Origin of the sequence: Halostagnicola sp. A-GB9-2 (genome assembly GCF_030068615.1) — an archaeon.
GTDB lineage: Archaea > Halobacteriota > Halobacteria > Halobacteriales > Natrialbaceae > Halostagnicola.
The window spans coordinates 341,088-354,226 of sequence record NZ_JASJOC010000004.1; the positions used below are offsets into that span (position 1 = coordinate 341,088).

The following is a 13,139-nucleotide window of genomic DNA, read 5'->3' on the forward strand; positions in this document are numbered from 1 at the left end:
TTGAGGACGGCTACTGTTGCGTAAGAGACGTTCGATCGCTTCAAAGAAAGAACGGTTGATAGTCTATACTGCGTCCGAACCCTGGTCGGGATCGACCGGCGGGTTCAGGTAGCAGGCGTCGACGACGACTACCGCGCCGACGACCGCTGCGGGCAGCAGAGCGTACTGTACCGGAACGGCCAGTACGAACGCGGCGACCAGCGCAACCGCGAACGCAATCGGGATGATCCCGAGTGCGAGGTCGTATCGGGTCGCCGCGGTGAGAACGTCGACCAGGGTCTCGAACGGATCCCGTTTGGGAACGTCCTGTGGTGTCTCGTACATGGTTCTCACCTCGGCACTACTGAATACGTGACTGAAAGTGAAAAATCCCGCGTGGGAACAAATCACATACAGAGAGGCTGTCCGGCGATACTGTTTGTGGAACTCTCGCGGTCGTGTCACTTCACGATGACCGTGTTTGCCTACGCGAACAACTGGCGGTCTGGCGAGACGCACCGCGTCTCGCTGAGTTTCACTCGTTCACTTCGCTCACTCGTGAAACCGTCATCGATGGATCTCCTCGCACGGCAGTCGTCCGCTCACGCGAACAACTGCCGTGCGTCGTCGATCGCGTCGATCAGCTTGTCGATCTCCTCGCGCGTGTTGTAGACATAGAAGGACGCTCGAGCCGAGGCTGCGACGCCCAGTTTATCGTGCAGCGGCTGGGTACAGTGATCGCCGGCACGGACCGCAACCGTGTGGTCGTTCATGATTGAAGCGAGGTCGTGGGCGTGGACCGACTCGAGATTGAAGCCGACGAGACCGCTGCGATCGGGGCCGGGTTCGGGGCCGTAAATTTCGACGTCGCCTTCGGCCTTGAGCTGTTCGTAGGCGTACTCGGCTAACTCCTCTTCGTGAGCCTGAACCCGTTCCATGCCGATCTCCTCGAGGTAGTCGATCGCAGCCTCGAGGCCGACGGCCTCGGCAATTGGCGGTGTGCCGGGCTCGAACTTCCAGGGGAGGTCCGCCCAGGTAGAGTCCTCGAAGGTGACCTTCCGGATCATACCACCGCCGTAGAGGTAGGGCTCCATCTCCTCGAGTAGCTGTTTCTTTCCGTAGAGAACGCCGATTCCGGTCGGACCAGCCATCTTGTGCCCGGAGAAGGCGTAGAAGTCGGCGTCGATCTCCTCGACGTCGACTGGTCGATTTGGAACGGCTTGTGCGCCGTCGATAAAGGAGAGTGCGCCGTGTTTGTGGGCAATTTCGGTCAGTTTGGCGACCGGGTTGACGGTGCCGAGCGTGTTCGAGACGTGGACCGCCGAGAGGATCGCGGTGTCGTCGGTGATGCACTCGCGTGCGTGATCCATGTCGAGGCGGCCGTCCTCGTCGATCTGGATGTATTTGACCTCCGCACCCGTCTCGTGGGCTATCTGTTGCCAGGTGACCAGCGAGGCGTGGTGTTCCATCTCCGTGAGGACGACCTCGTCGCCGGGGCCGAGTTCGTTCAGGCCCCACGAGTAGGCGACGAGGTTCTCGCTCTCGGTCGTGTTCTTCGTGAAGATGACCTCTTCGCGGCCGCCGCTCGCGCCGATAAACTCGGCGACGCGGTCGTGGGCTCGCTCGTAGGCCTCCGAGGCCTCCTGACTGAGGTGGTGGATGCCTCGGTGGACGTTCGAGTTCGTGTACCGGTAGTAGTCGCTCATCGCGTCGATAACCGGATCCGGCGTCTGGGTCGTCGCCGCGTTGTCGAGGTAGACCACCTGCTGATCGTCGAACTCCCGCTCGAGAATCGGGAAGTCCGACCGGATACGCTCGATATCGAGCGTGCCGACATTTCGTTGACTCATTGGTAAATAAGAGGGACTGGAGACAAAACACTCCTTCGGTCCACCCCCGCCTTTACGGAGTCGACGCTCGACCGGCCAGCTACGCGGATCTGATGGCGTCGGCGCGTTGTCTCCGATACTTTCCGATGAGGGCCCGCTCCTTCTCGAGCTGAAACCCTGGCTGTCGAATTATAACGCACAATGTGGTAGGGCCCGCACGATGGTTGCAATCCGCACGTCCGGTTTGACGAAACGATACGGCGACTTGACTGCAATCGCCGATCTCGATCTCGAGGTTCGAGAGGGGGAAGTGTTCGGGTTTCTCGGCCCAAACGGGGCCGGCAAGTCGACAACGATCAACACGCTGCTGGATTTTACGCGCCCGACCGAGGGGTCGGCAACGGTACTCGGCTACGACGCTCAGGAGGAAGCGGATCGGATCAGTCCTCGCGTCGGCGTCCTTCCCGAAGGATTCGATTGTTACCCTCGATTGACGGGTCGCCGCCACGTCGAGTTCGCGATCGAGACCAAAGACGCCGACGACGACCCAGACGACCTTCTCGAGCGGGTCGGATTAGCTCCCGAGGATCGTCGTCGCCGAGCGGGCGAATACTCGACGGGAATGCGCCAGCGACTGGCGATGGCGATGGCGCTCGTCGGCGACCCCGATCTGTTGATCATGGACGAACCCTCCTCGGGTCTCGATCCACACGGAATCCGCGAAATGCAAGAACTCGTCCGGAGCGAGGCCGACTCCGGGACAACCGTCTTCTTCTCGAGTCACATCTTAGAGCACGTCGACGCAGTCTGTGACCGAATCGGCGTGTTGAACGACGGCCACCTCGTCGCGGTCGACACGATCGAGGGTCTGCGCGAATCTATCGGCGGTGGTGCGACGATGACGCTTACCCTCGCGGACGCCGACGAACACGCTCGAGAGACTGCCGCGTCGATCGAGGGCGTTACCGCGGCCTCCGTCTCCGGGCAAACGCTCGAGTGCTCCGTCGTCGATCCACTGGCGAAGGCGACAGTCGTCACGGAACTTACGCGGACGGGCGCGACGATTCACGACATCCGAATCGAGGAGGTGTCCCTCGAGTCGCTGTTCACGACGTTGACGAACGGTGATAGTGAGCGAGCCCAGCGTTCGCACATTGCTTCCGAGGATACCACCGAACCTGTGACCCAGAACCCGGACAGCGAGGTGGCCGGATGACGTCGCATATCGCCACCGTCGCTCGAAAGGATTTCGCCGATGCTGGACGATCGAAATTGCTCTGGGGAATAGTCGGATTGTTCGTCGGCATTGTTGTCATCGGGTACGTTGCTATCTGGGCTACTCTCGATGACGTGGTCGCCTCCGAAGCGCTCGGTTTCCTCAACTTTCCGATACAGGTTGTCCTGCCGGTTGCCGCACTTATCGTCGGCTATATGGCCGTCGTCGGCGAGCGCCAATCGGGAAGCATTAAGCTCCTGCTCGGGCTTCCACCGAACCGGACCGACATCGTGCTCGGCAAATTACTCGGGCGAATCGGCGTCGTCGTGGTCGCTATTGTCATCGCGTTCATCGTCGCGTTCGTTCTCAGCTTGGTTCTGTTTCGGTCGGTCCCGTTCACCGACTGGCTCGCGTTCGGCGCGCTAACCGTGTTATTTGGAATCACGTTCGTCGGGATGGCTGTCGGGGTCTCTGCGAGCGTTTCCTCCCGCGGTCGATCAATGGCTATCGTCGTTGGGATCTACATGGTGTTCGTCGCCCTCTGGGAACTCCTCACCGCCGGTACGTACTATCTCATCTACGACGAGGGGCCACCCGTCGAAGTGGAAACGTGGTACCTACTGATCGATCAGTTCAATCCAATATTCGCATACACGAACTTCGCGAATTCCCTCGTCGACGGTGGTATCTTCCCCTTCCAGTTCCAGTACGGACTCGAGTCCACCGAAGCCTACCAGCTGACGCCGGCCGAGCGCTACGCCGGATCGGGTGACGCACCATTCTTCTTACAGGAGTGGTTCGGCATCGTCGTTCTCCTGTTCTGGCTCGTCGTCCCCGTGGCTATCGGGTATTATCGATTCCAGAGAGCGGAGCTGTAAGTCGCGCGATCGGCCTTCTCGACCGCAGCTATCTCCTCATCGACCGCGGCCATCTCACATCCGCAACAACTGCGCGTGGACCGTCTCACCGACCTCGAGCACGTTCGCTTCGTCGACAATCCCTTCGTCGATCGCGAGGTCGACCGACTTCTGACCAACGATGTTAGCGACGGTCGCTCGAGCGAGGCTGTGTGCGACCGCCTCTTCGTCGGCGTCGTCGCCACCGTAAAACTCCTCGGTGACAGTCAAGGAGAAATCGTCGCTTTCGAAGGTTTCTCCGAGTACCGCCCGGTCACAGACGGCGACGAGCAACCCCTCCGGCGTCTCGCGTTCCGTCACGAGCATGTCTCTCTCAGATTCCATCGGTGGTTACGACTACTCCTGTAGCTGCTGGCGCTCTTCAACGAGTCGCTCCTCTGCGCTCTCGCGCATCTCGTTGGCCTCCTCGGCGATCTCTTCTGCTTCGTCGTACTCGCCCAGTTCCTCGAGGATTCGCGCCTTCTCCTCGAGAACCTGTGCGTTTCGCAGTCCGAGACGAATCGCATTGTCGATGCAGTTGTGGGCCTCCTCGGCGAGCCCCCGTTCCGCGAGGAAAAAGGCACGATTGAACCACGCCTGTGCGAACCGCTCGTCGATTTCGACGGCCCGCTCGGCGTGCTCGAGTGCCTGTGCGGTCTCGCCGAACTCCCAGAGCGCGTAGGCCAGGTTCGTCTCCGCACTCGCCGCGTGCTCGCTCTCGTCGTCGATTCGAAGCGCCTCCTGGTGGGCACCGATCGCCTGATCGTACTCCTCGAGTTCCGAATGGGCGACACCCTTGTTCACCCACGCCTCCTGTTCGACGAGGTCGTCTTCGGCGAAGTTGGCCGCCCGTTCGAAGGCTTCGGTCGCCTGCTCGTGGCGGTTGATCCGCATGTAGCTCAGGCCGACCTCGAGCAGTTCTTCGGCATCGACGTCTTCGCTCCCGATATTCCGTTCGTCTAGGAGGTCCGTGACGGCCCGGGAGTCGACCGGGTCGACTTTCGTCGGATCGACGCCGAGCTCAGGCGGGTCGAGATCGAACTCGTCATACGACTGGTCGAGTCCCTCTCCCTCGGAGAACTGGTGTTCGGGATCTCGGTCGTTCTCTCGTTCGGTCATTGCAATTTTTTGGCGGCGACGACTGTTAAGACCTGCGACCCTCGACAACCGAGAATTCCTCAGTCCGCGCTCTATTCCGCCGGCTTCTTCTCGAGCGTCGCGGCTCCCCGTTCGTTGAATACCCTCCCCACCGAATCGCTACCCATGCGACTGTTCGTCAGCATCGACCTTCCCGAGACACTCACGGAGTCAGTCGCCGATCTCCAGACGGCACTCGAGGACGCCAGCGGGTTGAACTTCGTCGATCCTACCCAGGCGCATATCACGCTCAAATTCCTCGGCGATGTCGACGAAGACCAGGTTCCGAACCTCGAATCCGAACTCGAGGCCGCCGTCGCCGATGCCAACATCGACCCGTTTACCGTTCGATTCGGCGGCCTCGGCGTCTTTCCGGACCTCGAGTACATCAGTGTTGTCTGGCTGGGCGTCGAAACGGGCGGCGATCAGCTTCGTCGGTTACACGAAACGATCGAAGCTCGAACGACGGCGATGGGCTTCGAACCGGAGGAACACGACTTCACACCACATGTTACGCTCGCGCGAATGGAACACGCAGGTGGGAAGGATTTGGTGCAGGAGGCGGTTCGAAATCGAGATCCAACTATCGGCGAAACCCGTGTTACGTCGGTTCGGCTGACCGAGAGTACGCTTTCGCGGGACGGACCGCGCTATTCGACGGTCGAGCGATTGTCGCTTGGATAGTTGATCTCGTCGGAGTAGCCGATTTTCGAGTGCTCGAGTTCGTTGCTCGCCGATTTCGGTGGAAGTAGGGGGGTCGCGTCCCCACCGGAAGGCCACACAGTAACGCAAGCGCGTCTTTGATTACCACCGGCAGTTTACTCGTCGTATGGATTTGGCGGTATTACGTGAAGATATGGTCGACGGGCTCGAATCCGCGGCCAAAGGGATCCTCATCGACAACGACATCGGCGTCGCGATGCGTGAGGTCCCTCGTCACGAGTTCTTCGACGACGAGCAGTTGGCGTACGCCGATCGGGATACCGACTGTCTGGGAACGCGAATCCTCGCCCCGAGCGTTGTTGCCCGCTTGCTACAGGTTCTTTCTCCGGAGGCGGACGACGACGTCTTGATCGTCGGTGCCGGGGTCGGCTACACGGCGGCCGTCACCGCCGAACTCGTCGGCGAGACGAACGTCCACGCGATCGATATCGCTCGCCCCGTCGTCTACGAGGCGCGAACGAACCTCGAGAACGCGGATTACGAAGGCATCCTCGTCGACTGTCGGGACGGCGCGTACGGACTTCCGGAGTACGCACCGTTCGATCGAATTCTTCTCGAGGCGGCCGCGGTTTCCCCGCCGCAAGCGCTTCTCCAGCAATTGGCTGACAGTGGCCGTCTCGTATATCCACAGGGGAGCCACACCCAACGGCTGACAGCCGTTTCGGCCGCCGGGTCACCGGTGGAAGTTGAACGTGGTGCCGTTTCGTTCGATCCGCTATTGGTCGAGGGTGAACAGTCGGGTGCCGTCGAGCGAAACCGAACCGCTCGAGAGGATCGCGAACACGCCGTTCGACACGCCCAGTCTCGCCGGGGCTGGGAACAGGAGTGGATCGAGTGGGACGACGGGATCAGTCCTCGGTCACGATGATGTCGTTGTTCGCCTGCTCGTCGACGTAGTCGGTGCTCGTCGGCGGATGGACGTCGACCTCAAGCGTTCCCGTTCCCTGCCCCTGTCTGATTTCGGGCTCGAGGTTCAGTATGGTGGTCCCGTCGCTGTCCGTTTCGTTATCTACAGTTTCATTGATCGACGCGCTCCCGCTCGAGACGATGACGGTCGCGCCTTCGACATCGTTTCCGTCTTCGCCAATAACGGTTATATTGACGTCTTCTTCCGCACCCGCGGGAATCGTCGTCGGATCGATTTCGACGTCGACTTCGGTCTCCGAGAGCGTTCCGATGCCGCTGAGCATGTTCATCATGATCCCGAGGCAGGCGACGCCGACAACGAGTGCGATGACGAGCCGAATCGGGAGTCCTTCGATCGCTCGATCGTCCTCGTGAAATCGTGAGAGCGTTCGCATACGCCGTTTGGCAGACTATTGGTATATAAACTCACGTCTTGCTCAGCGTGAGCGGATAGTCTGTTCGCGTTCCGTTGTCTCCGTCTGCTCGAGCGGTCAACTACCCACCCTAAGCGCCATTGGCGCTTAGGGTGGGGCTTGTCCATGAACTCGGCCTCGAACCCTCCGGGTGGGCGTTGAAATGAGGAGATTACTCCAACGAGATCAGCATCTTCAGAACTCGAGAATCCCGTGAGACAACAAGCTGGTTGCTCACGAGTTTAAAATTCGAAAAAGCGCCCGAGGCGGGATTTGAACCGAAGGAAGACGATCCTGCTCGGCTCGAGGAGCCTGCGCGGGGCTGCGACTTCCAGGGTTCAACTCCCTTATGCCGTCCGCTCATGAAGACGAGCACACGCTACGCGGTGCTCGTCGAAATTGTTCGCGGAAGAAAGACGCCCGAGGCGGGATTTGAACCCGCGTCACAACCGTGACAGGGTTGTATGATGGGCCACTACACCACCCGGGCACCTGACAATCATTCCTTTCCCGGTGATGGTATTAAGGCTTTCCAATCGAGGGCCGCGTGGTAGTGCGAAACGGGGACGTCGAGGCAATTCTCGAGCGTTCGAACTTGGCTTTCCGTTTGCTCCGCTTTGGCTCTCCTATTCCGGAGAAGTTTGACGTCGTAGCTACCAGTCCTTAAGAGGTGTGCCCCTCCACTACGAGCGTAACCGGGATCGCTACTTTTGGAGGTGGCCGTCGATGATGTTGGTGCGGATCGAACCCGCGCGTTCGGACTTGTATTGTTGTTTGCGGTCGGAATGCAACTTTGGATCACTACCTGGATCGGGGTTATGAACTACAGTTTCTCACCGCTCTGCTAACGATGGGACTCGCCATACTGCATTGTAGCTGGATAGTTGATGATCTCAGTTCTCGTTTGCCACAGCTGTTGTTCGCTCGAGAAGTAGAATCAGGTACGGCTCGAGGTGGAATTTGGACCCAGTAGAGCCGTTCCGGGCGGTGCGACTACTTGTATCCAAATCCCTTGTTAGGTTTTCGAGAACAAGCGACTCGCTTCGGTCGTCGTATTAGTTCTCGAAAAAGCGCCCGAGGCGGGATTTGAACTACGGTCGAACGACCTCGCTTCGCTCGGTTGCGTGCTCTTTAGTTCAAATCCCTTATGCCGTCGTTTCCGCTCACGAAGACGAGCACACGCTACGCGGTGCTCGTCGAAATTGTTCGCGGAAGAAAGACGCCCGAGGCGGGATTTGAACCCGCGTCACAACCGTGACAGGGTTGTATGATGGGCCACTACACCACCCGGGCACCTGACAATCATTCCTTTCCCGGTGATGGTATTAAGGCTTTCCAATCGAGGGCCGCGTGGTAGTGCGAAACGGGGACGTCGAGGCAATTCTCGAGCGTTCGAACTTGGCTTTCCGTTTGCTCCGCTTTGGCTCTCCTATTCCGGAGAAGTTTGACGTCGTAGCTACCAGTCCTTAAGAGGTGTGCCCCTCCACTACGAGCGTAACCGGGATCGCTACTTTTGGAGGTGGCCGTCGATGATGTTGGTGCGGATCGAACCCGCGCGTTCGGACTTGTATTGTTGTTTGCGGTCGGAATGCAACTTTGGATCACTACCTGGATCGGGGTTATGAACTACAGTTTCTCACCGCTCTGCTAACGATGGGACTCGCCATACTGCATTGTAGCTGGATAGTTGATGATCTCAGTTCTCGTTTGCCACAGCTGTTGTTCGCTCGAGAAGTAGAATCAGGTACGGCTCGAGGTGGAATTTGGACCCAGTAGAGCCGTTCCGGGCGGTGCGACTACTTGTATCCAAATCCCTTGTTAGGTTTTCGAGAACAAGCGACTCGCTTCGGTCGTCGTATTAGTTCTCGAAAAAGCGCCCGAGGCGGGATTTGAACTACGGTCGAACGACCTCGCTTCGCTCGGTTGCGTGCTCTTTAGTTCAAATCCCTTATGCCGTCGTTTCCGCTCACGAAGACGAGCACACGCTACGCGGTGCTCGTCGAAATTGTTCGCGGAAGAAAGACGCCCGAGGCGGGATTTGAACCCGCGTCACAACCGTGACAGGGTTGTATGATGGGCCACTACACCACCCGGGCACCTGACAACCATTCCTTTCCCGGTGACACTCTTAAGGATTCTTACTCGGTTGCTGTATGGTAGTCGATCTCGAGGAGGGTCGTTTCTCTAAGAAAAATCAACGAAACAACAGTTCCCAAAAGGGATTTAACTGATAACGGGGTATTTTGGAGTGTGAACGGCTACTCCGGTCAGGTTTGGCCGGCCGGATAGCGCTACGCTTGCGTCCGACTTAGAAACTCTTAACTGCCTGCCGCCGATACGTCACTGTAGTATCTCGTGACAGCAGCTTCTCTCCCCATAGCCCAGCACAACCCATGGTAGACGTAAGCCAACACGAACTCGTTCCAGAGCACACTATCCTCGAGGACGATGTCCTCGATGAAGTACTCGACGAGTACGACATCGACCGTACAGACCTGCCGAAAATCAAACGCAACGACCCCGCACTGCCCGACGACGCAGAGATCGGGGACGTAATCAAAATCGTTCGGGATTCACGAACGACTGATCAGGCGGTAATTTACCGACTCGTGGTGGAATAAATGGCAACAGAACTTAACAGAGAAAAACGACGGGACATTTCGCGCGAATATTTCTCGAGGGAACGACTCGCAGAACACCACTACCGTTCGTTCAACTCCTTCCTTAACCGGGGGATGCAGCGGGTGGTCGACGAGAAGGAGACGATCGACACGGACATCGGCGACAAGGAAGGCGAGGAACCAGTCCACGTCGAACTCGGTGACGTCCGTGTCGTCACGCCCCGCGTTCGGGAGGCCGACGGCTCCGAAGAGCTACTTTACCCACAGGAGGCTCGACTCCGGAACATCACCTACTCCGCGCCGGTCTTCATGGAGATGTCCATCGTCAAGGGCGAGGAGGGCGACCAGCGGGTCGTCGACTCCACGGAGACGAAGATCGGTCGGATGCCGGTCATGGTCGGCTCCGATAAGTGTAACATCGCGGGCTTTTCCGATCAGGAACTGATCGACATCGGCGAAGACCCCGCCGATCCCGGTGGCTACTTCATCGTCAACGGCTCCGAGCGCGTGCTGATGACCAGCGAGGACCTCGCACCGAACAAGATCCTCGCGGAGTACGACACCAAATACGGCGACGAGATTCAGGTCGCCAAGACGTTCTCCCAGCGCCGTGGCTATCGCGCACTCGTGCTGTGTGAACGGACGCGAGACGGACTGCTCGAGGTTTCGTTCCCATCCGTATCGGGCTCGATCAACTTCGTCACGCTCGTCCGCGCACTCGGCCTCGAATCCGACGAGGAGATCGTCCACAAGGTGTCGAACGACCCCGAGGTCGTCAAGTACATGCTCGAGAACCTGGAGGAAGCGGAAGTCCAGAGCGAAGAGCAAGCGATCGAGGAACTCGGGAAACGCGTCGCCTCCGGTCAGGGCAAGAACTACCAGCTCAAACGGGCGAACTACGTCATCGATCGGTACCTGCTTCCCCACCTCCACGAGGACGGTGTCGAGGAAGAAGACGTCCGAATCAACAAGGCCCACTACCTCTGTCGGATGGCCGAGGCGTGTTTCGAGCTCGCACTCGACCGCCGAGAATCCGACGACAAGGACCACTACGCGAACAAGCGACTGAAGGTCAGCGGCGACCTGATGAAGGATCTGTTCCGAACTGCGCTGAACAAGCTGGCCCGGGACGTGAAGTACCAGCTCGAGCGTGCAAACATGCGAAATCGTCAGTTGTCGGTCAACACCGTCGTGCGATCGGACGTGCTCACCGAACGCCTCGAGCACCCGATCGCGACGGGGAACTGGGTTGGCGGTCGTTCGGGCGTCTCTCAGCTGGTCGACCGAACTGACTTCATGGGAGTTCTTTCTCACCTTCGCCGTCTGCGGTCGCCACTTTCGCGGTCGCAGCCACACTTCGAGGCGCGGGACTTACACGCGACCCAGTGGGGTCGCATCTGTCCCTCGGAGACGCCGGAAGGACCGAACTGCGGACTGGTGAAGAACTTCGCGCAGGCGATGGAACTCTCCCAGAACGTCGAGGACGAACAGGGACTCAAACGCGAACTGGCATCGATGGGGGTCGAAGGAATTCCGGGCCTCGAAGGCATCGAGCGTACGACATCGCCAGCAGACGACTAACCAATAATGAGTAGCCAACAACGAGAAGCCAAGGTGTACGTGAACGGATCGCTGGTGGGGACACACGAGGATCCGCACGAACTTGCCGAACAGATCCGCGAAGCGCGACGTATCGGCGACGTTTCGGAGATGGTCAACGTCTCCGTGAAAGATCGCACGCGCGAAGTAATCATCAACGCCGACGCCGGACGAGCGCGACGGCCCCTACTGGTCGTCGAGGACGGCGAACCGCGAATTACCGACGACGAGATCGAAGCGCTTCGTAACGACGAACTCGAGTTCGAAGATCTCGTCGCCCACGGCTACATCGAGTTCATCGACGCCGAGGAGGAAGAGGACATCTACGTGGCCGTCGAGGAGGACGATCTCAACGAACGCCACACACACCTCGAGATCGACCCGCAGCTCATCTTCGGGATCGGTGCGGGGATGATTCCGTATCCGGAACACAACGCCTCGCCGCGCATTACGATGGGTGCGGGGATGATCAAGCAGTCGCTAGGACTGCCGTCAGCGAACTACCGAATTCGTCCGGACACGCGCCAGCATCTGCTACACTACCCGCAGCTCTCGATGGTCAAAACGCAGACGACCGAACAGATCGGCTTCGACGACCGACCCGCCGCACAGAACTTCGTCGTCGCCGTGATGAGCTACGAGGGGTTCAACATCGAGGACGCCCTCGTCATGAACAAGGCCTCGGTCGAACGCGCGCTCGCTCGCTCGCACTTCTTCCGGACCTACGAGGGCGAGGAACGACGCTATCCGGGCGGTCAGGAAGACCGCTTCGAGATTCCGTCACAGGACGTCCGCGGTGCTCGAGGCGAGGATGCCTACACGCACCTGGATGAGGACGGACTGGTCAATCCCGAAACGAAGGTCGACGAAAACAGCGTGCTGCTCGGGAAGACGAGTCCACCGCGCTTCCTCGAGGAGCCCGACGACATGGGTGGCCTCTCGCCACAGAAACGACGGGAGACCAGTGTCACGATGCGCTCGGGAGAGAGCGGCGTCGTCGACACGGTTACGTTGATGGAAGGCGAGGACGGCTCGAAGCTCTCGAAGGTCTCCGTGCGCGACGAACGGATCCCCGAACTCGGGGACAAGTTCGCGTCTCGGCACGGCCAGAAGGGAGTTGTGGGCCACCTCGCACCGCAAGAAGACATGCCCTTCACCGAAGAGGGTGTCGTCCCCGACCTCGTGCTTAACCCGCACGCACTGCCGTCGCGGATGACCGTCGGGCACATCCTCGAGATGATCGGCGGGAAACTCGGTGCGATGGAAGGACGTCGCGTCGACGGAACGCCGTTCCTCGGCGAGGACGAAGACGAACTTCGAGGCGGACTCGAGGAGTCCGGCTTCGAGTCGTCAGGGAAGGAGACGATGTACTCTGGCATCACGGGCGAGAAGATCGAGGCCGAGATCTTCGTCGGGATCATTTTCTACCAGAAGCTCTACCACATGGTCTCGAACAAACTGCACGCTCGCTCTCGCGGGCCCGTGCAGGTTCTTACCCGTCAGCCGACAGAGGGTCGTGCCCGTGAGGGTGGACTCCGTATCGGTGAGATGGAACGGGACGTTTTCATTGGCCACGGTGCGGCGATGACCCTCAAAGAGCGACTCCTCGACGAATCCGACCGCGAGTTCATCAACATCTGCGGGCAGTGTGGGATGAGCGCAGTCGAGAACGTCGAGCAGCGCCGGGTCTACTGCCCGAACTGTGACGAGGAGACCGACATCCACGAAATCGAGATGAGCTACGCATTCAAGCTCCTCTTGGACGAGATGAAGGCGCTGGGTATCGCACCACGACTGGAACTAGTAGACGCCGTCTAACC

12 protein-coding genes and 3 tRNA genes are annotated in these 13,139 nt (G+C 59.4%); 7 read left to right on the forward strand and 8 right to left on the reverse strand.

Features of this window, described 5'->3' with window-relative positions:
* Positions 1-63: 63 nt before the first annotated feature.
* The gene (locus QNM96_RS12800) at positions 64-324 is read right to left on the reverse strand and encodes a hypothetical protein (protein ID WP_283836773.1); all 261 of its coding nucleotides are present in this window, start codon (positions 322-324) and stop codon (positions 64-66) included.
* Between the two features lie 257 nt (positions 325-581).
* Positions 582-1,829: a SufS family cysteine desulfurase gene (locus tag QNM96_RS12805; RefSeq protein WP_283836774.1), complete on the reverse strand. Its 1,248-nt coding sequence runs from the start codon at positions 1,827-1,829 to the stop codon at positions 582-584.
* 199 nt (positions 1,830-2,028) lie between these two features.
* Here QNM96_RS12805 and QNM96_RS12810 point away from each other — a divergent pair, with 199 nt between their 5' ends.
* Positions 2,029-3,024 carry an ABC transporter ATP-binding protein gene (locus QNM96_RS12810; RefSeq protein ID WP_283836775.1) on the forward strand — a complete coding sequence of 332 codons (996 nt, stop codon included), beginning with the start codon at positions 2,029-2,031 and terminating at the stop codon, positions 3,022-3,024.
* Positions 3,021-3,902 carry an ABC transporter permease subunit gene (locus QNM96_RS12815; protein WP_283836776.1) on the forward strand — a complete coding sequence of 294 codons (882 nt, stop codon included), beginning with the start codon at positions 3,021-3,023 and terminating at the stop codon, positions 3,900-3,902. The genes QNM96_RS12810 and QNM96_RS12815 overlap by 4 nt, the downstream gene beginning before the upstream one ends.
* 54 nt (positions 3,903-3,956) lie before the next feature.
* On the opposite strand, the gene QNM96_RS12820 is transcribed toward QNM96_RS12815, so the two are convergent.
* Together QNM96_RS12820 and QNM96_RS12825 are read right to left on the reverse strand one after the other, a co-directional pair.
* Positions 3,957-4,247: a DUF424 family protein gene (locus QNM96_RS12820; RefSeq protein WP_283836962.1), complete on the reverse strand. Its 291-nt coding sequence runs from the start codon at positions 4,245-4,247 to the stop codon at positions 3,957-3,959.
* 30 nt (positions 4,248-4,277) lie between these two features.
* A complete protein-coding gene (locus QNM96_RS12825) occupies positions 4,278-5,039 on the reverse strand; it encodes a tetratricopeptide repeat protein (protein ID WP_283836777.1) in 762 nt (253 codons plus the stop codon).
* 144 nt (positions 5,040-5,183) lie between these two features.
* Between QNM96_RS12825 and thpR the strand changes: the two genes are divergently transcribed.
* Together thpR and QNM96_RS12835 are read left to right on the forward strand one after the other, a co-directional pair.
* Entirely contained in the window at positions 5,184-5,741 is a 558-nt protein-coding gene (thpR, locus tag QNM96_RS12830; protein ID WP_283836778.1) for an RNA 2',3'-cyclic phosphodiesterase, read from the forward strand.
* A 145-nt stretch (positions 5,742-5,886) separates the two neighbouring features.
* On the forward strand, positions 5,887-6,648 hold the full coding sequence (locus QNM96_RS12835; protein WP_283836779.1) for a protein-L-isoaspartate O-methyltransferase: 762 nt from the start codon (positions 5,887-5,889) through the stop codon (positions 6,646-6,648).
* Here QNM96_RS12835 and QNM96_RS12840 read toward each other — a convergent pair.
* The 4 genes from QNM96_RS12840 to QNM96_RS12855 form a co-directional block, all read right to left on the reverse strand.
* Positions 6,629-7,081, reverse strand: coding sequence for a hypothetical protein (locus QNM96_RS12840; protein ID WP_283836780.1), 453 nt, complete (start codon positions 7,079-7,081; stop codon positions 6,629-6,631). The genes QNM96_RS12835 and QNM96_RS12840 overlap by 20 nt on opposite strands.
* Before the next feature lie 435 nt (positions 7,082-7,516).
* Positions 7,517-7,589 (reverse strand) — tRNA-Asp (locus QNM96_RS12845).
* A 730-nt stretch (positions 7,590-8,319) separates the two neighbouring features.
* A tRNA-Asp gene (locus QNM96_RS12850) sits at positions 8,320-8,392 on the reverse strand.
* 730 nt (positions 8,393-9,122) lie between these two features.
* A tRNA-Asp gene (locus QNM96_RS12855) sits at positions 9,123-9,195 on the reverse strand.
* Positions 9,196-9,492: 297 nt separating this feature from the next.
* On the opposite strand from QNM96_RS12855, the gene QNM96_RS12860 reads away from it, so the two are divergent.
* The 3 genes from QNM96_RS12860 to rpoB are packed head-to-tail and all read left to right on the forward strand — an operon-like array spanning position 9,493 to position 13,137.
* Positions 9,493-9,720, forward strand: a complete 228-nt coding sequence (locus tag QNM96_RS12860) for a DNA-directed RNA polymerase subunit H (protein ID WP_283836781.1) — start codon at positions 9,493-9,495, stop codon at positions 9,718-9,720.
* Positions 9,721-11,301 (forward strand): DNA-directed RNA polymerase subunit B'', encoded by a 1,581-nt coding sequence (locus tag QNM96_RS12865; protein WP_283836782.1) that lies wholly within the window; start codon positions 9,721-9,723, stop codon positions 11,299-11,301. It begins immediately after the preceding gene.
* A 6-nt stretch (positions 11,302-11,307) separates the two neighbouring features.
* Complete coding sequence (gene rpoB, locus QNM96_RS12870; RefSeq protein ID WP_283836783.1) at positions 11,308-13,137, forward strand: DNA-directed RNA polymerase subunit B; 1,830 nt, start codon at positions 11,308-11,310, stop codon at positions 13,135-13,137.
* The last annotated feature ends 2 nt before the right edge of the window (positions 13,138-13,139 follow it).

Excerpts from the sequence above, each read along its gene's own strand:
- QNM96_RS12800 (WP_283836773.1), bottom strand. The coding sequence starts at position 324 with ATGTACGAGACACCACAGGACGTTCCCAAACGGGATCCGTTCGAGACC.
- QNM96_RS12805 (WP_283836774.1), bottom strand. The coding sequence starts at position 1,829 with ATGAGTCAACGAAATGTCGGCACGCTCGATATCGAGCGTATCCGGTCG.
- QNM96_RS12810 (WP_283836775.1), top strand. The coding sequence starts at position 2,029 with ATGGTTGCAATCCGCACGTCCGGTTTGACGAAACGATACGGCGACTTG.
- QNM96_RS12815 (WP_283836776.1), top strand. The coding sequence starts at position 3,021 with ATGACGTCGCATATCGCCACCGTCGCTCGAAAGGATTTCGCCGATGCT.
- QNM96_RS12820 (WP_283836962.1), bottom strand. The coding sequence starts at position 4,247 with ATGCTCGTGACGGAACGCGAGACGCCGGAGGGGTTGCTCGTCGCCGTC.
- QNM96_RS12825 (WP_283836777.1), bottom strand. The coding sequence starts at position 5,039 with ATGACCGAACGAGAGAACGACCGAGATCCCGAACACCAGTTCTCCGAG.
- thpR (WP_283836778.1), top strand. The coding sequence starts at position 5,184 with ATGCGACTGTTCGTCAGCATCGACCTTCCCGAGACACTCACGGAGTCA.
- QNM96_RS12835 (WP_283836779.1), top strand. The coding sequence starts at position 5,887 with ATGGATTTGGCGGTATTACGTGAAGATATGGTCGACGGGCTCGAATCC.
- QNM96_RS12840 (WP_283836780.1), bottom strand. The coding sequence starts at position 7,081 with ATGCGAACGCTCTCACGATTTCACGAGGACGATCGAGCGATCGAAGGA.
- QNM96_RS12860 (WP_283836781.1), top strand. The coding sequence starts at position 9,493 with ATGGTAGACGTAAGCCAACACGAACTCGTTCCAGAGCACACTATCCTC.
- QNM96_RS12865 (WP_283836782.1), top strand. The coding sequence starts at position 9,721 with ATGGCAACAGAACTTAACAGAGAAAAACGACGGGACATTTCGCGCGAA.
- rpoB (WP_283836783.1), top strand. The coding sequence starts at position 11,308 with ATGAGTAGCCAACAACGAGAAGCCAAGGTGTACGTGAACGGATCGCTG.